Raw genomic sequence first — 16183 nt, forward strand, 5'->3', positions numbered from 1 at the left:
TCAACGATGATGTTGAATGTTGTGGCCTTATCGCGAGCAGGCTCGCTCCCACAGTGGTTTTGTGTTGGCGGCTTATTCTTCTTCTTTCTCCTTGACCGGTGCCGGCGGCGGACGCAAGCCGATTTCTGCCGTGAGCTTCAGCTCCTTGCCGTTGCGCATCACCTGAATCGTCACCTTGTCGGTCGGCTTGATCCGCGCGACCTGGTTCATCGAGCGGCGACCATCACCGGCCGGTTCGCCGTCGATGGCGAGAATCACGTCGCCCAGTTGCAGGCCGGCCTTCTGCGCCGGACCGTCACGGAAAATCCCCGCGACCACAATCCCCGGACGCCCTGACAGGCCAAACGATTCCGCCAGTTCCTGCGTCAACGGCTGTACTTCGATACCGAGCCAGCCGCGAATCACCTGGCCGTGTTCGATGATCGACTTCATCACTTCCATGGCCAGTTTGACCGGGATCGCGAAGCCGATGCCTTGCGAACCACCGGACTTGGAGAAGATCGCCGTGTTGATGCCGGTCAGGTTGCCGTTGGCGTCCACCAGCGCACCGCCGGAGTTACCGGGGTTGATCGCGGCGTCGGTCTGGATGAAATCTTCGTAGTTGTTCAGGCCCAACTGATTGCGCCCGGTGGCGCTGATGATGCCCATGGTCACGGTCTGCCCGACGCCGAACGGGTTGCCGATGGCCAGCGCCACGTCGCCGATGCGGATGTTGTCGGAGCGGCCGACGGTGATCGATGGCAGGTTTTTCAGATCGATCTTCAGGACCGCGAGGTCGGTTTCCGGGTCGCTGCCGATCACGCGGGCCAGGGTTTCGCGGCCATCCTTGAGCGCCACGACAATCTGGTCGGCACCGCTGGTCACGTGGTTATTGGTCAGCAGGTAGCCTTCCGGGCTCATGATCACGCCGGAGCCGAGGCTCGATTCCATGCGCTTCTGCTTGGGCGAGTTGTCGCCGAAGAAGCGGCGGAACTGCGGATCTTCGAACAGCGGGTGGGTCGGTTTGTTGATGACCTTGGTCGTGTACAGGTTCACCACCGACGGTGCCGCCGTAGTGACCGCGTCGGCATAGGACACCGGCCCCTGTTGCATGGTGGTGGTTTGCGGGGCTTGCTGCAGGTTGACGTCGAGGCTCGGGAGCCCGACCCACTGCGGGTAACGCTGGATTATCAACAGAGCGATAAGCACGCCGGCTAACAGCGGCCAGCCGGAAAAACGCAGCGCCTTGAGCATTAAGCACGTCCTGAGAGGTTGCAGGCGGTATGAGACCGCCCATAATGTCGCGCATTATACGAGGCCGCGCGCGCCTCTGAACGGGATATTTAGGAGTCTTTTATGGCCGTCGCCCTGAGCACCCTGGTCGAAGAAGCCGACCGTTACCTGAACAGTGCCAAAATTGCCGATTATTGCCCCAACGGGTTGCAGGTCGAAGGCCGGCCGCAGGTGATGCGCATCGTCAGTGGCGTCACCGCCAGCCAGGCTTTGCTGGACGCTGCCGTCGAAGCTCAGGCCGACCTGGTGCTGGTGCATCACGGCTACTTCTGGAAGGGCGAGAACCCGTGTATCACCGGCATGAAGCAGCGTCGACTGAAAACCCTGCTCAAGCACGATATCAGTCTGTTGTCCTATCACCTGCCGCTGGATCTGCACCCTGAAGTCGGCAACAACGTGCAGCTGGCGCGTCAGTTGGACATCACCGTAGAAGGGCCGCTCGATCCGGATAACCTTAAAGTCGTTGGCTTGGTTGGCTCCCTGAGCGAACCGGCAACGCCCCGTGATTTCGCCCGCCGCGTGCAGGAAGTCATGGGCCGCGAGCCGTTGCTGATCGAAGGCAGCGAGATGATTCGCCGGGTCGGCTGGTGCACCGGGGGTGGCCAGGGTTACATCGATCAGGCGGTTCTGGCCGGCGTCGATCTGTACCTCAGCGGCGAAGCGTCCGAACAAACCTTCCACAGCGCCCGGGAAAACGACATCAGCTTCATCGCCGCCGGCCATCACGCCACCGAACGCTATGGTATTCAGGCGTTGGGGGATTATCTGGCACGGCGTTTTGCGCTGGAGCACATCTTCATCGATTGCCCGAATCCGATTTGATGGTGTGCAGATGTTCATTGAACACCGCGATTCAACTGTGGGAGCGAGCCTGCTCGCGATTGCTGCGTTGCCTTCGACATTGAGGTGACTGACACACCGCTATCGCGAGCAGGCTCGCTCCCACAGGACCTCATACACCCGAACCCACAGGTATATTCATATACCCTTTCGATCTAGCCCGCGTCCTGATTAGAAGAGGTCGCTGTGCTAGGATTCCCCGCTCGAACACGGCCCGCTGGCCGTCCATAAGATCGTTTTCGTGAGTAGCCATGGTCGACAAACTGACGCATCTGAAACAGCTGGAGGCCGAAAGCATCCACATCATCCGCGAGGTCGCCGCCGAGTTCGATAACCCGGTGATGCTGTACTCCGTCGGTAAAGACTCCGCCGTGATGCTGCACCTTGCGCGCAAGGCATTCTTCCCGGGCAAGCTTCCGTTCCCGGTGATGCACGTCGACACCCAGTGGAAGTTCAAGGAAATGTACGCGTTCCGCGACCGCATGGTCGAAGAACTGGGCCTGGACCTGCTGGTGCACGTCAACCCCGATGGCGTCGCGCAGGGTATCAACCCGCTCACCCACGGTAGCGCCAAACACACCGACATCATGAAGACCGAAGGCCTCAAGCAGGCCCTCGACAAGTACGGTTTCGACGCCGCTTTCGGCGGTGCCCGTCGCGACGAAGAGAAGTCCCGCGCCAAAGAGCGCGTGTATTCCTTCCGCGATACCAAGCACCGCTGGGACCCGAAAAACCAGCGCCCCGAGTTGTGGAACGTCTACAACGGCAACGTCAACAAGGGCGAATCGATCCGCGTATTCCCGCTGTCGAACTGGACCGAACTGGACATCTGGCAGTACATCTACCTCGAAGGCATCCCGATCGTGCCGCTGTATTTCGCCGCCGAGCGCGACGTCATCGAGATGAATGGCACCTGGATCATGATCGACGACGAACGCCTGCTCAATCACCTGAGCGATGAAGACAAGGCGCGCATCGTCAAGAAGAAGGTGCGTTTCCGTACATTGGGCGACTACCCGTTGACCGGTGCGGTCGAGTCCGAGGCCACCAGCCTGACCGACATCATTCAGGAAATGCTCCTGACGCGAACTTCCGAGCGCCAGGGCCGAGTCATCGACCACGATGGCGCAGGCTCGATGGAAGAAAAGAAACGTCAGGGTTATTTCTAAGGGGTTGTCATGTCGCACGCATCTGATTTGATCAGCGAGGACATCCTCGCCTATCTGGGCCAGCACGAACGCAAGGAAATGCTGCGCTTTCTTACCTGTGGCAACGTCGATGACGGCAAGAGCACCCTGATCGGGCGCCTGCTGCACGACTCCAAGATGATCTACGAAGATCACCTGGAAGCCATTACCCGCGACTCGAAAAAAGTCGGCACCACGGGCGAAGACATCGACCTGGCATTGTTGGTCGACGGCCTGCAGGCCGAGCGGGAGCAGGGCATCACCATCGATGTCGCCTACCGCTATTTCTCCACCGCCAAGCGCAAATTCATCATCGCCGACACCCCTGGCCATGAGCAGTACACCCGCAACATGGCCACCGGTGCGTCCACCTGTGACCTGGCGATCATCCTGGTCGACGCCCGTTACGGCGTGCAGACCCAGACCCGTCGCCACAGCTTCATTGCCTCGTTGCTCGGCATCAAGCACATCGTTGTCGCGATCAACAAGATGGACCTCAACGGCTTCGACGAAAAAGTCTTCGAGTCGATCAAGGCCGATTACCTGAAGTTCGCCGAGGGCATCGCCTTCAAGCCGACCACCATGGCCTTCGTGCCGATGTCGGCACTGAAAGGCGACAACGTGGTGAACAAGTCCGAGCACTCGCCGTGGTACACCGGCCAGTCGCTGATGGAAATTCTCGAGACTGTCGAAATCGCCAGCGACCGCAACTACACCGACTTGCGTTTCCCGGTGCAGTACGTCAACCGTCCGAACCTGAACTTCCGTGGCTTCGCCGGCACCCTGGCCAGCGGCATCGTGCACAAGGGCGACGAAGTCGTTGTGCTGCCGTCGGGCAAGAGCAGCCGTGTGAAATCCATCGTCACTTTCGACGGTGAGCTGGAGCACGCAGGTCCTGGCCAGGCGGTCACGCTGACCATGGAAGACGAGATCGACATCTCCCGCGGCGACCTGCTGGTACACGCCGATAACCAGCCGCAAGTGACTGATGCCTTCGACGCCATGTTGGTGTGGATGGCCGAAGAGCCGATGCTGCCGGGCAAGAAATACGACATCAAGCGCGCCACGAGTTACGTGCCGGGTTCGATCACCAGCATCGTCAACCGCGTTGACGTGAACACGCTGGAAGAAGGTCCGGCCAGTTCGTTGCATCTGAACGAAATCGGTCGGGTCAAGGTCAGCCTCGACGCAGCTATCGCGCTGGACGGTTACGCGAGCAACCGCACCACCGGTTCGTTCATCGTCATCGACCGTTTGACCAATGGCACCGTCGCTGCCGGCATGATCATCGCTCAGCCGTTGGCGCATGGCACCAGTACGCACCACGGCAAACTGGCGCACGTCGCTACCGAAGAACGCGCTCAGCGCTTCGGCCAGCAGCCGGCCACCGTGCTGTTTAGCGGCTTGTCGGGCGCGGGCAAAAGCACGCTGGCCTACGCGGTTGAACGCAAACTGTTCGACATGGGCCGTGCGGTGTATGTACTCGATGGGCAAAACCTGCGTCACGACCTGAACAAAGGTCTGCCACAGGATCGCGCCGGGCGTACCGAGAACTGGCGTCGTGCGGCGCACGTTGCGCGTCAGTTCAACGAAGCCGGTCTGCTGACGCTGGCAGCCTTCGTTGCACCGAGTGCCGAAGGTCGTGAGCAGGCCAGGGACCTGATCGGCAAGGAGCGTCTGCTGACGGTCTATGTCCAGGCCTCTCCGACGGTCTGTGCCGAGCGTGACCCACAAGGCCTGTACGCGGCGGCCGGGGATAACATCCCGGGCGATTCCTTCCCGTACGACGTGCCGCTGGACGCCGACCTTGTGGTCGACACCCAGTCGCTGTCGCTGGAAGAAAGCGTCAAGCAAGTGCTGGATCTGCTGCGTAAGCGCGGCGCGATCTAAGCGTTAGCTGCAAACAAGAAACCCGCCGATGAGTGATCATCGGCGGGTTTTTTTGTGCTTTTGAGATCGCCAAGATCGCAGCCTTCGGCAGCTCCTACATGGGATTGGCGTACACCTGTAGGAGCTGCCGAAGGCTGCGATCTTTTGATCTTATTTCGCTGGATACTCGCGATGCATCTGCGTCAACAGCGCATCCTTGTCTTCCCAAAGCTGATTGATCCAGCCCTGAAACTGCAATCGGTATTCCCCATCCTGGTCGTAATTCTTGCCAATGAACTGCGGCGGAATCTTCAGCTCCTGAAAATGCACCACCACGTCCTTCACATTCCCGCAGAGCAGATCCCAGTAACCCGGACGCCCGGCCGGATAGTGGATAGTCACGTTGACGATGGCTTCCAGCTGCTCTCCCATCGCGTCCAGCACAAACGCAATGCCACCAGCCTTGGGTTTGAGCAGGTAGCGGAACGGTGATTGCTGCTGCGCATGCTTGCCTTTGGTGAAGCGTGTGCCTTCGACGAAATTGAAAATCCCCACCGGGTTGTTGCGAAACTTGTCGCAAGTCTTGCGGGTGGTTTCCAGGTCTTTGCCTTTCTTCTCCGGGTGCTTTTCCAGATAGGCCTTGGAATAGCGCTTCATGAACGGAAAACCCAGGGTCCACCAGGCCAGGCCAATCACCGGTACCCAGATCAACTCTTGCTTGAGAAAGAACTTCAGTGGCTGGATACGACGGTTAAGCACGTATTGCAGCACCATGATGTCGACCCAGCTCTGATGGTTACTGGTGATCAGGTAGGAGTGCTGATAATCCAGGCCTTCAAGGCCGCTGAGGTGCCAGCGGGTGCGGCAGACCAGATTCATCCAGGCTTTGTTGTTGCTGATCCAGGCTTCATGGGTATGGCTCATCAGCCAGCGCGTGAAACGCTGGGTGAGGGCGAATGGCAACACCTTGAAAATCGCCACGCAGAACAAAAAGGAGCAGAGCAAAAGGGTATTCAGTGCCAACAACAGCGAGGCGATCACGCCGCGCACGGGTGCAGGTAGAAAATCCAGCATTTAAAGATCCAAAGGTCGATTGGCAGCTTGAATCGCAGTCAGTGCGATGGTGTAGACGATGTCGTCGACTTGCGCGCCGCGCGGCAGGTCGTTCACCGGTTTGCGCAGGCCTTGCAGCATCGGCCCGAGACTGACGCAGTCGGCGCTGCGCTGCACGGCTTTGTGGGTGGTGTTGCCGGTGTTCAGATCGGGGAACACGAACACCGTGGCACGACCGGCCACCTGGCTGTTCGGCGCCAGTTGCCGGGCCACGGTTTCGTTGGCGGCGGCGTCGTATTGCAACGGACCGTCGATCAACAATGAGTTTTGCTGTTCATGCGCCAGCAACGTCGCTTCGCGAACCTTCTCGACTTCTTCACCGCTGGCCGATTCACCGCTGGAGTAGCTGATCATCGCCACGCGCGGGGTGATGCCGAATGCCGCTGCCGAGTCGGCGCTTTGCAGGGCGATCTCGGCCAGCTCGCTGGCGCTTGGGTGCGGGTTCATCACGCAGTCGCCGTAGACCAGCACTTCTTCGGGAAACAGCATGAAGAACACCGACGACACCAACGTGCAGCCCGGTGCAGTCTTGATCAGTTGCAGGGCCGGGCGGATGGTGTTGGCGGTGGAGTGAATGACCCCGGACACGAGGCCGTCGACTTCATCCAGCGCCAGCATCATGGTGCCGATCACCACCGTGTCTTCCAGTTGCTGCTCGGCCATCGGCGCGTTGAGGCTTTTGGTTTTGCGCAGGGCGACCATCGGCTCGACGTAGCGCTCGCGGATCAGGTCCGGGTCAAGAATCTCCAGCCCCGGCGGCAGCTCGATGCCTTGAGCGCGAGCGACGGCTTCGACATCCGCCGGTTTCGCCAGCAACACGCAACGGGCGATACCACGCGCCTGACAGATCGCCGCCGCCTGCACGGTCAACGGCTCGCTGCCTTCGGGCAGGACGATGCGTTTGTTGGCGGCCTGGGCGCGCTGGATCAATTGATAGCGGAACACCGCTGGCGACAGGCGCATTTCCCGTGGCGTGCCGCAGCGTTGGTGCAGCCAGTTGGCGTCCAGGTGGCTGGCGACGAAGTCGGTGATGATCTCCGCACGCTCACGGTCGTCGATCGGGATTTCCTTGTTCAGGCCGTTCAACTGGTTGGCGGTCTCGTAGGAGCCGGTGCTCACCGACAACACCGGCAAGCCTGCCTGCAACGCGCCGCGGCACAGGTCCATGATGCGCGGGTCGGGCAGGGTGTCGCTGGTCAGTAACAGCCCGGCCAGGGGCACGCCGTTCATGGCGGCGAGGCTGACGGCGAGGATGATGTCGTCGCGATCGCCGGGGGTCACCACCAGCACGCCAGGCTTGAGCAGCTCCACGGTGTTGCGCATGGTGCGGGCGCAGATGATGATTTTGGTCATGCGTCGGGTTTCGTAGTCGCCGGCATTGAGAATCTGCGCGCCCATCAGATCAGCGACGTCCCGGGTGCGCGGTGCATTCAGTTCCGGCTGGAACGGGATGCAGCCGAGCAAGCGAAAATCACCGCTGCGCAGCAAGGGCGAGTGTTCCTTCAGGCGCGAGGCGAAGGCGTCCATGCTTTCATCGGTCTTGACCTTGTTGAGGATCACGCCGAGGACTTTCGGGTCTTTCGGGCCGCCAAACAATTGCGCCTGCAATTCCACGCGGCCGGACAGTTCGGTCAGTACTTCGTTTTCCGGCGCCGAGACCAGAATCACATCGGCGTCGAGGCTCTTGGCCAAGTGCAGATTGACCCGCGCGGCGTAACTGGCGCTGCGGGTCGGGACCATGCCTTCGACGATCAGCACGTCCTTGCCGACAGCGGCTTGCTGGTAGAGGGTGATGATTTCTTCGAGCAGCTCATCGAGCTGACCGTCGCCGAGCATCCGTTCGACATGGGCCAGGCCCAGCGGTTGCGGTGGTTTCAGACCGTGGGTACGGGCCACCAGCTCGGTGGAGCGCTCAGGCCCGGTATCGCCCGGATGGGGCTGGGCAATCGGTTTGAAAAAGCCGACTTTCAGGCCGGCCCGCTCAAGGGTGCGTACCAGCCCGAGGCTGATGGAGGTCAGACCCACACCAAAATCGGTGGGCGCGATAAAAAAAGTTTGCATGCGGATTCTCTAGAGGTGCATGGCAATGGTGGCGGCCTATGATTGGCCGTCTACCGAAATTCAGTCGCCAAGGTTATCGCTAACCGAGCCTTGTGCGCACCAACCGCAATCAAAGGGCTGGCCTATTTTTTCATTCCGCAGCGAAGGGTCCATGACCCAGGCCCGGGATTGCCAGGGTGGCTGGTGACGCAGGTGCTGGGTGTGGCCGCAGGAAAGCTCGGCCACCCAATGCCCGTCCTCGTCCTGATGGAAGCCTGTGACCGTCGAGCCTTTTGTCGTACCCCGTCTGTCCGGGTTGTGTTCGCTTTCGGACGATTGCTTCGCTAAACTTGGCCTTTCTATATTCTTATGCAAAAGGTCTCGCCCCATGCTGATCGCCGCCAATAAGGCTGTCTCCATCGACTATACCCTGACCAACGACGCTGGTGAGGTCATCGACAGCTCCGCCGGCGGCGCGCCGCTGGTCTACCTGCAAGGCGCAGGTAACATCATCCCGGGCCTGGAAAAGGCGCTGGAAGGCAAAGCAGTCGGTGACGAACTGACTGTCGCCGTAGAACCTGAAGACGCCTACGGCGAATACGCTGCCGAACTGGTCAGCACCCTGAGCCGCAGCATGTTCGAAGGCGTCGACGAACTGGAAGTGGGCATGCAGTTCCACGCTTCCGCTCCGGACGGCCAGATGCAGATCGTCACCATTCGCGACCTGGACGGCGACGATGTCACCGTCGACGGCAACCACCCGTTGGCCGGTCAGCGCCTGAATTTCCAGGTCAAGATCATCGACATCCGTGATGCCAGCCAGGAAGAAATCGCTCATGGTCACGTCCATGGCGAAGGTGGCCATCACCACTGATTTTCTGCGCTAAGCTTTCGAGTACTGGAGAGGCGCCCGAGGGCGCCTTTTTAGTCCGCGGCTGTCCCTGGTGACGCCGCCAAGTGGCTGTTTCGAGAAGAACACGGGAATCTGGAGTTCGTCATGAGTGCTTTTCACGACCTTAAATTGACAGCCCTGGATGGTCAGGAGCTACCGCTGGCACCCTTCAAGGGGAACGTCGTGCTGGTGGTCAACGTGGCCTCCAAATGTGGTTTGACCCCACAGTACGCGGCGCTGGAAAACCTTTACCAGCAATACAAAGGTAAAGGTTTCAGCGTTCTCGGCCTACCGTGCAACCAGTTTGCCGGGCAGGAACCGGGTACCGAGCAAGAGATCCAGGAGTTTTGCAGCCTCAACTATGGCGTGACCTTTCCGTTGTCCAGCAAGCTGGAAGTCAACGGTCATGAACGTCATCAGTTGTACCGCCTGCTGGCAGGCGAGGGTGCGGAGTTTCCGGGTGACATTACCTGGAACTTCGAGAAATTCCTGCTGGGCAAGGATGGTCGCGTACTGGCGCGGTTCTCGCCGCGTACGGCGCCGGATGATCCTGCTGTCATCCAGGCGATTGAAAAAGCCCTGAGCTGATATCTCCCTCCTGTAGGAGCGAGCTTGCTCCGGGCGGCGTTCCGACGATGATCGTCAACGATAACGCTGCAAGCCTGACACCCCGCGGCGTTCTCAAATTCATCGCGAGCAAGTTCGCTCCCACAGGTGCCTCTATCTTTTGACCCTTAATCACCAAGATCAATAGTGCTGTGCATCGCTCGCCACTGCGCATATTATCGCCGTCATAAAATCTACATCCCGTCGATATCGTTTTCGTGGAGTGCCCCATGCCCGTCAAAGCCCTGTTCAAACCGTTCCACCTCGGCACCCTCGAACTGCCGACCCGCGTCGTCATGGCGCCGATGACCCGCTCGTTTTCGCCGGGTGGCGTACCCAATTCCAAAGTGATCGAGTACTACCGTCGCCGCGCCGCTGCCGGCGTTGGCTTGATCATCACTGAAGGCACCACCGTCGGCCACAAGGCCTCCAACGGTTACCCGAACGTACCGCATTTCTACGGTGAGGCCGCGCTGGCCGGCTGGAAAAAAGTCGTCGATGCGGTGCACGCCGAGGGTGGCAAGATCGTTCCTCAGCTGTGGCATGTCGGCAGCGTGCGCCGCATCGGCACCGAGCCCGATGCCAGCGTGCCGGGTTACGGCCCGTCGGAAAAACTGAAGGACGGTCAGGTCGTGGTTCACGGCATGACCAAACAAGATATTCAGGACGTGATCGCCGCGTTCGCCCAGGCCGCCAAAGATGCCCAGAGCATCGGCATGGACGGCGTGGAAATCCACGGCGCCCACGGCTACCTCGTGGACCAGTTCTTCTGGGAAGGCAGCAACCAGCGCACCGACGAATACGGTGGCAGCCTGGCCAACCGTTCGCGTTTCGCCATCGAGCTGATTCAGGCCGTGCGTGCAGCGGTCGGCGAAGGGTTCCCGATCATCTTCCGTTTCTCCCAGTGGAAGCAGCAGGATTACACCGCGCGTCTGGTGCAAACCCCGGAAGCGCTGGGCGAGTTCCTCAAGCCGTTGTCTGACGCAGGCGTGGACATTTTCCACTGCTCGACGCGCCGTTTCTGGGAGCCGGAGTTCGACGGTTCCGAACTGAACCTGGCCGGCTGGACCCGCAAACTGACCGGTAAGCCAACCATCACCGTGGGCAGCGTGGGTCTGGATGGCGAGTTCCTGCAGTTCATGGTCAACACCGACAAGATCGCGCAGCCGGCCAGCCTGGAAAAACTGCTGGAGCGTTTGAATAACGACGAGTTCGACCTGGTGGCGGTAGGTCGTGCGCTGCTGGTGGACCCGGACTGGGCGCAGAAAGTGCGTGACGGTCGTGAGGAAGACATTCTGCCGTTCAGCCGTGAGGCGTTGATGACGCTGGTTTAAGCGGCGACTGGACGGACGCTATCGCGAGCAGGCTCGCTCCCACATTCGACCGTATCTCTTTGAGAACTCGGTCACCTGTGGGAGCGAGCCTGCTCGCGATGGCAGTCTCAAGACCACCAAAGATTCAAGGCAAAGTCGGTGCATTCGGCACCACCTGCTCCCCAACACAAGCCCCCCGCAACTGCCCCTCGAACTGCTCGATAATCGCCGCCCAACCCTGCCGACTCGCATGTTGTCGCGCATTGAGCCGCACGCAACGCAAGGTTTCATCCTCTTCCAGCAGCCACGCCGCTGCATCGCAAAACGCTTCCTCATCCCCCGGCATCGCCAGTACGCCGTTGTAGCCATGGCGAATATGCTGGGCCGCTGCGGCCTGATCGTAGGCCACCACACCCAGCCCCGAGGCGAGTGCCTCAAGCACCACATTGCCAAACGTCTCGGTCAGGCTCGGAAACAGAAACACATCCCCCGACGCGTAGTGACTGGCCAGGGCTTCGCCGCGTTGTGAACCGCAGAAAATCGCTTCGGGCAATTCCTTCTCCAGTGCCCCGCGTTGCGGACCGTCGCCGATCACCACCAATTTCAGGTTTTTCTGTGGATAAGTCGCACGAAGTGTGTCGAAACAACGCTTGAGCAAGCCAAGATTTTTCTCGGGCGCCAGACGTCCTACGTGGATGACGGCGATGTCACTCTCGGCCATGCCCCACTGTTCGCGTAACGACTTCAACCGTTTGGTCGGGTGAAACAATTGGCTGTCGACCCCACGGGACAACAACGCCAGGCGCGCGAAATGCCGACGTTCCAGTTCCAGCCGCTGACTGACACTCGGCACCAATGTCAGGGTCGAGCGATTGTGAAACCAGCGCAGGTAGTGGGTCAGCAGGCGCGTGATCAATCCGAGTCCGTACTGGTTGGAATACTGCTGGAAATTGGTGTGAAAGCCGCTGACCACCGAAATCCCAAGACGCCGTGCCGCACGCAATGCCGACAACCCCAGCGGTCCCTCCGTGGCGATGTACAGCACGTCCGGGCGATGCCGCTTCCAGCGCCGCATCAGCTTGTGCATCGACGACTGACCCCATTGCAGACCTGGATAGCCCGGCAGCGGCCAGCCTCGACACAGCAACAACTCATCGTCGCTGACCCTCTGTTGATCGCAGCCTTGTCGTGGCCGCACCAGCTCGACCTGATGCCCGCGCGCGCGCAAGCCGTCGCACAAGCGGCCGAGGGTATTGGCCACGCCGTTGATTTCGGGAGGGAAGGTTTCGGTGATCAGGGTGATATGCAGAGCTGTCGTCATGGCCTCAGTGTCGGCTGAGGCCATGTCGTCATTGTGGCGTTTCGATGATGGATTTGTGACCGGCTCAGCGTTGGGTCACCAGGTTCTCTGCGCCGCGCTCCCTCACCCAGAACAGTGTCGCCCCCGCTACGGCGGCCGGCATCATCAGAATGTTGACCACGGGAATCAGCAACACCAGGTAAACACTCCCGCCGAAGCTCATGCTCTGCCAGCGCTTCTCGCGCAGCCAGGCGAGCATCTCGTTCCAGCCCAGTTTGTGGTTGTCCGCCGGGTAGTCGATGTACTGGATCGCCATCATCCACACCCCGAACAACAGCCAGAGCGGCGCGGCGATGATGTTCACCACCGGGATGAACGAAAGAATGAACAGCCCGATCGCCCGTGGCAGGAAGTAGCCGAGTTTGCGCATTTCCCGGGCCAGGGTGCGAGGGATCATGGCGATCAGTTCGCCCCAGCTGAAGGCCGGGAAGTCGTCGGTGCCGCGCACCACCACTTCTACTTTCTCCGCCAGGAAGCCGTTGAACGGCGCGGCGATGACGTTGGCGAGCATGGTGAAGGTGAAGAACACCATCAACACCACCAGCACCACGAAAATCGGCCAGAGGACATAACTGAGGAAACTCAGCCAGTCGGGCAGGGATGGCATCAGCGTATCGACCCACAGGCTGAATTGATGGCTGGCCAGATAAATCAATCCGACGAACAGCACCAGGTTGATCACCAGTGGCAACAACACGAACAAGCGAAGGCTTGGGCTCAGGACCAGCTTGAGGCCCTCGCGCAGGTATTGCGGGCCGGACAGAACAGGGGCGGGCATAACGTGCTCCAAGCAAAGGGGAAACGCGCCGACCTTACCTGCTTTGCCACAGGGGTGAAAGCGCGGCATCGGCATCGACATTAACTGTAACAAAGGCGTCTATATGTTCACCGTAACGGGATAGAGACCGCCTATGAGCTGGATTGTTAAACCGTATTTCCTTAATCTTCGCCCCCTCGATACGCTGCACCCAATCTTTTACAGGACTGTCGAGCTCAAGCCTTCCCCAAGTGCTTTCAACAGTCCTTTTTTATTCCCGCCGGCAACCCGGCGTTCCGCGCCAGGTGTTTCGGGCCGGTCAACAGGAGCAGGTCATGTCTGAAGTCCGTCATTCGCGAGTGATTATTCTCGGTTCCGGCCCTGCCGGTTACAGCGCCGCGGTCTATGCCGCCCGTGCCAACCTCAAGCCTCTGCTGATCACCGGCATGCAGGCCGGCGGTCAACTGACCACCACCACCGAAGTCGACAACTGGCCGGGCGACGTCCACGGCCTGACCGGCCCGGCGCTGATGGAACGCATGAAAGAACACGCCGAGCGCTTTGAAACCGAGATCGTCTTCGATCACATCAATGCCGTCGACTTCGCTGCCAAGCCGTACACCCTGACCGGCGACAGTGCGACCTACACCTGCGACGCACTGATCATCGCCACCGGTGCCAGCGCTCGTTACCTGGGCCTGCCGTCGGAAGAAGCATTCATGGGCAAAGGCGTTTCGGCCTGCGCGACCTGCGATGGTTTCTTCTACCGCAACAAGCCAGTGGCCGTGGTCGGTGGCGGTAATACTGCTGTCGAAGAAGCCCTGTACCTGGCCAACATCGCCAGCACTGTGACCTTGATCCACCGTCGCGAAACGTTCCGCGCCGAGAAGATCCTGATCGACAAGCTCAATGCCCGCGTTGCCGAAGGCAAGATCATCCTGAAGCTGAACGCGACCCTGGACGAAGTCCTGGGTGACAACATGGGCGTGACCGGTGCCCGCCTGAAGAACAACGACGGCAGCTTCGACGAACTGAAAGTCGACGGCGTGTTCATCGCCATCGGCCACACCCCGAACACTTCGTTGTTCGAAGGTCAACTGACCTTGAAAGACGGTTACCTGGTGGTGCAGGGCGGTCGTGACGGCAACGCGACGGCCACCAGCCTCGAAGGCATCTTCGCCGCCGGTGACGTGGCTGACCATGTTTACCGTCAGGCGATCACCTCGGCCGGCGCTGGCTGCATGGCAGCACTGGACGCCGAGCGTTACCTCGACGATCTGCAGAACGCCAAGTTCTGAAATCGTTGAAATGAAAAAAACCGGCCTCGGCCGGTTTTTTTTGTTCACGATTTAATGCCTGATCACATTCCGGTGTGGGAGCGAGCCTGCTCGCGATAGCGGTGTATCAGTCGACATCAATATTGAATGGTAGATCGCTATCGCGAGCAGGCTCGCTCCCACATGGGCTGTGTGGACTTTGGCTCAGGCCAGTTTCTTCAGGCAGGCTTCAAGAATATCCAGCCCTTCCTCCAACACTGTCGCTTCAGTGGTCAGCGGCGCCAGCAGCCGGATGATGTGGCGCGCCTTGCCGCTGGGCATCAGCAGCAAACCGGCGTCGCACGCCAGCGCCAGAAGTTGCGTCAACTGCGCCGAGGCCGGTGTGCCGTCGGCATTGATCAGCTCGATGCCGCGCATTGCCCCCACGCCGGTCAAGCGGCCCAGGTACGGCGACAGCTTGCTGGCGCGCCAGGAATCGTAGCGGCTGACAATCGCTTCTTCCTGTTGCGCACCCCAGGCCTGCAGATGGTCGTCAGTCATTTCGTCCAGGGTCGCCAACGCCGCGGCGCAGGCGATGGGGTTGCCCGAATAGGTGCCGCCCAGTCCGCCCTTGGGCAAGGTGTCGAGCAACGACTTGCGCCCGACCACAGCACCCAGCGGCACGCCGCCGGCAATGCTTTTGCCCAGCAGGATCAGGTCCGGCTCGATGCCCAGCCGCGAGAACGCAAAACGCTGGCCGGTGCGACCGAAGCCGGACTGGATTTCATCGGCGATCAGCAGGATGCCTTTGTCATCACAGAAACGCCGCAGCGCCTGGGCGAACTCCACGTCCATTGTCAGGAAACCCGCTTCGCCCTGTACCGGCTCGACGATAAAGCACGCCACGTCTTCGACATCAATCTCGACGCTGAACAGTCGATCCATCGCCTTCAGCGCCTCGGCACAGGTCACGCCGTTGTCCTTGCTCGGGAAGGGCAGGTGATACACCGGGCCCGGCAACACACCGACTTTTTGTTTGTAAGGCGCGACCTTGCCGTTGAGGTTGAGGGTGGCCAGGGTGCGGCCGTGGAAGGCACCGTCAAAGGCGATGACGGCCGTGCGGTCGGTGGCGCCACGAACGATCTTCAGGGCGTTTTCCGCAGCTTCCGCGCCGCTGTTGGTGAGCATGCCGCTGACCGGGTAGTCCACGGGTATAAACGCCGTCAGACGATCCATGAGTTCGATGTAGGGCGCATGGGGGGCGGCGTTGAACGCGTAGTGAGTCAGGCGGGTGGCTTGTTCACGAATGGCATCGACGATGCGCGGATGGCAATGGCCGAGGTTCAGCACCCCGATGCCGCCGACAAAGTCGATGTAGCGTTTGCCATCGGTGTCCCAGACCTCGGCATTTTTGCCGTGGCTGAGCGTGACGGGATGAACGATGTTGATCGACCGGCTGATGGTTTCGCTGCTCATGGATGACCGACTCTGAAGAAGGGATGCTTCTTTTATCTAAGCCGCGAGCAGTGGTGCCCGGCAAACGAAATAAAGTTGCCGGGTCAATCTTAAAAGTCGGGATGTGGCGTGGGGCTGAAATAGCAAAGATCAAAAGATCGCAGGCTTCGCCAGCTCCTACGCCGATCGTATTTCTCTGTAGGAGCTGCCGCAGGCTGCGATC

14 protein-coding genes are annotated in these 16183 nt (G+C 60.2%); 7 read left to right on the forward strand and 7 right to left on the reverse strand.

The window, feature by feature from the left end; all coding sequences use genetic code 11:
- Positions 1 to 72 precede the first annotated feature (72 nt).
- Positions 73 to 1233, reverse strand: coding sequence for a Do family serine endopeptidase AlgW (algW, locus tag ACYZUD_RS28380; RefSeq protein ID WP_462021160.1), 1161 nt, complete (start codon positions 1231 to 1233; stop codon positions 73 to 75).
- 102 nt (positions 1234 to 1335) lie between these two features.
- Between algW and ACYZUD_RS28385 the strand changes: the two genes are divergently transcribed.
- The 3 genes from ACYZUD_RS28385 to cysN all read left to right on the forward strand — a co-directional run bounded on the left by ACYZUD_RS28385 (position 1336) and on the right by cysN (position 5189).
- Positions 1336 to 2094: a Nif3-like dinuclear metal center hexameric protein gene (locus tag ACYZUD_RS28385; protein ID WP_462021161.1), complete on the forward strand. Its 759-nt coding sequence runs from the start codon at positions 1336 to 1338 to the stop codon at positions 2092 to 2094.
- 269 nt (positions 2095 to 2363) lie between these two features.
- Complete coding sequence (gene cysD, locus ACYZUD_RS28390; RefSeq protein WP_007942729.1) at positions 2364 to 3281, forward strand: sulfate adenylyltransferase subunit CysD; 918 nt, start codon at positions 2364 to 2366, stop codon at positions 3279 to 3281.
- Positions 3282 to 3290: 9 nt separating this feature from the next.
- The gene (gene cysN, locus ACYZUD_RS28395) at positions 3291 to 5189 is read left to right on the forward strand and encodes a sulfate adenylyltransferase subunit CysN (RefSeq protein WP_462021162.1); all 1899 of its coding nucleotides are present in this window, start codon (positions 3291 to 3293) and stop codon (positions 5187 to 5189) included.
- A 150-nt stretch (positions 5190 to 5339) separates the two neighbouring features.
- Here cysN and ACYZUD_RS28400 read toward each other — a convergent pair whose 3' ends face one another.
- Genes ACYZUD_RS28400 through ACYZUD_RS28410 form a run of 3 tightly spaced genes read right to left on the reverse strand, consistent with a single transcriptional unit; the run spans position 5340 to position 8741 of the window.
- Positions 5340 to 6242 (reverse strand): acyltransferase, encoded by a 903-nt coding sequence (locus ACYZUD_RS28400; RefSeq protein WP_462021163.1) that lies wholly within the window; start codon positions 6240 to 6242, stop codon positions 5340 to 5342.
- Positions 6243 to 8342, reverse strand: a complete 2100-nt coding sequence (gene pta, locus ACYZUD_RS28405) for a phosphate acetyltransferase (protein ID WP_462021164.1) — start codon at positions 8340 to 8342, stop codon at positions 6243 to 6245.
- Positions 8343 to 8402: 60 nt separating this feature from the next.
- Complete coding sequence (locus tag ACYZUD_RS28410) at positions 8403 to 8741, reverse strand: DUF3565 domain-containing protein (RefSeq protein WP_462021165.1); 339 nt, start codon at positions 8739 to 8741, stop codon at positions 8403 to 8405.
- On the opposite strand from ACYZUD_RS28410, the gene ACYZUD_RS28415 reads away from it, so the two are divergent.
- From ACYZUD_RS28415 to ACYZUD_RS28425, 3 genes are all read left to right on the forward strand, one after another.
- Positions 8710 to 9195 carry an FKBP-type peptidyl-prolyl cis-trans isomerase gene (locus ACYZUD_RS28415; protein ID WP_007901600.1) on the forward strand — a complete coding sequence of 162 codons (486 nt, stop codon included), beginning with the start codon at positions 8710 to 8712 and terminating at the stop codon, positions 9193 to 9195. The genes ACYZUD_RS28410 and ACYZUD_RS28415 overlap by 32 nt on opposite strands.
- 123 nt (positions 9196 to 9318) lie before the next feature.
- Positions 9319 to 9801, forward strand: coding sequence for a glutathione peroxidase (locus tag ACYZUD_RS28420; RefSeq protein WP_462021166.1), 483 nt, complete (start codon positions 9319 to 9321; stop codon positions 9799 to 9801).
- A 248-nt stretch (positions 9802 to 10049) separates the two neighbouring features.
- Positions 10050 to 11153 (forward strand): NADH:flavin oxidoreductase, encoded by a 1104-nt coding sequence (locus ACYZUD_RS28425; RefSeq protein ID WP_084318130.1) that lies wholly within the window; start codon positions 10050 to 10052, stop codon positions 11151 to 11153.
- Between the two features lie 124 nt (positions 11154 to 11277).
- On the opposite strand, the gene ACYZUD_RS28430 is transcribed toward ACYZUD_RS28425, so the two are convergent.
- Positions 11278 to 12477: a glycosyltransferase family 4 protein gene (locus ACYZUD_RS28430; protein ID WP_462021167.1), complete on the reverse strand. Its 1200-nt coding sequence runs from the start codon at positions 12475 to 12477 to the stop codon at positions 11278 to 11280.
- Positions 12478 to 12517: 40 nt separating this feature from the next.
- Complete coding sequence (cysZ, locus tag ACYZUD_RS28435) at positions 12518 to 13270, reverse strand: sulfate transporter CysZ (RefSeq protein WP_462021168.1); 753 nt, start codon at positions 13268 to 13270, stop codon at positions 12518 to 12520.
- Between the two features lie 314 nt (positions 13271 to 13584).
- Here cysZ and trxB point away from each other — a divergent pair, with 314 nt between their 5' ends.
- Positions 13585 to 14547, forward strand: a complete 963-nt coding sequence (gene trxB / locus ACYZUD_RS28440; RefSeq protein ID WP_462021169.1) for a thioredoxin-disulfide reductase — start codon at positions 13585 to 13587, stop codon at positions 14545 to 14547.
- Positions 14548 to 14730: 183 nt separating this feature from the next.
- Here trxB and ACYZUD_RS28445 read toward each other — a convergent pair whose 3' ends face one another.
- Positions 14731 to 15981, reverse strand: a complete 1251-nt coding sequence (locus tag ACYZUD_RS28445) for a 2-aminoadipate transaminase (protein ID WP_462021170.1) — start codon at positions 15979 to 15981, stop codon at positions 14731 to 14733.
- Positions 15982 to 16183: the final 202 nt, after the last annotated feature.

The sequence above is a fragment of the Pseudomonas sp. XS1P51 genome (assembly GCF_054897845.1).

Coding starts and splice junctions, on each gene's coding strand:
- algW (WP_462021160.1), bottom strand. CDS start 1,233: ATGCTCAAGGCGCTGCGTTTTTCCGGCTGGCCGCTGTTAGCCGGCGTG.
- ACYZUD_RS28385 (WP_462021161.1), top strand. CDS start 1,336: ATGGCCGTCGCCCTGAGCACCCTGGTCGAAGAAGCCGACCGTTACCTG.
- cysD (WP_007942729.1), top strand. CDS start 2,364: ATGGTCGACAAACTGACGCATCTGAAACAGCTGGAGGCCGAAAGCATC.
- cysN (WP_462021162.1), top strand. CDS start 3,291: ATGTCGCACGCATCTGATTTGATCAGCGAGGACATCCTCGCCTATCTG.
- ACYZUD_RS28400 (WP_462021163.1), bottom strand. CDS start 6,242: ATGCTGGATTTTCTACCTGCACCCGTGCGCGGCGTGATCGCCTCGCTG.
- pta (WP_462021164.1), bottom strand. CDS start 8,342: ATGCAAACTTTTTTTATCGCGCCCACCGATTTTGGTGTGGGTCTGACC.
- ACYZUD_RS28415 (WP_007901600.1), top strand. CDS start 8,710: ATGCTGATCGCCGCCAATAAGGCTGTCTCCATCGACTATACCCTGACC.
- ACYZUD_RS28410 (WP_462021165.1), bottom strand. CDS start 8,741: ATGGAGACAGCCTTATTGGCGGCGATCAGCATGGGGCGAGACCTTTTG.
- ACYZUD_RS28420 (WP_462021166.1), top strand. CDS start 9,319: ATGAGTGCTTTTCACGACCTTAAATTGACAGCCCTGGATGGTCAGGAG.
- ACYZUD_RS28425 (WP_084318130.1), top strand. CDS start 10,050: ATGCCCGTCAAAGCCCTGTTCAAACCGTTCCACCTCGGCACCCTCGAA.
- ACYZUD_RS28430 (WP_462021167.1), bottom strand. CDS start 12,477: ATGGCCTCAGCCGACACTGAGGCCATGACGACAGCTCTGCATATCACC.
- cysZ (WP_462021168.1), bottom strand. CDS start 13,270: ATGCCCGCCCCTGTTCTGTCCGGCCCGCAATACCTGCGCGAGGGCCTC.
- trxB (WP_462021169.1), top strand. CDS start 13,585: ATGTCTGAAGTCCGTCATTCGCGAGTGATTATTCTCGGTTCCGGCCCT.
- ACYZUD_RS28445 (WP_462021170.1), bottom strand. CDS start 15,981: ATGAGCAGCGAAACCATCAGCCGGTCGATCAACATCGTTCATCCCGTC.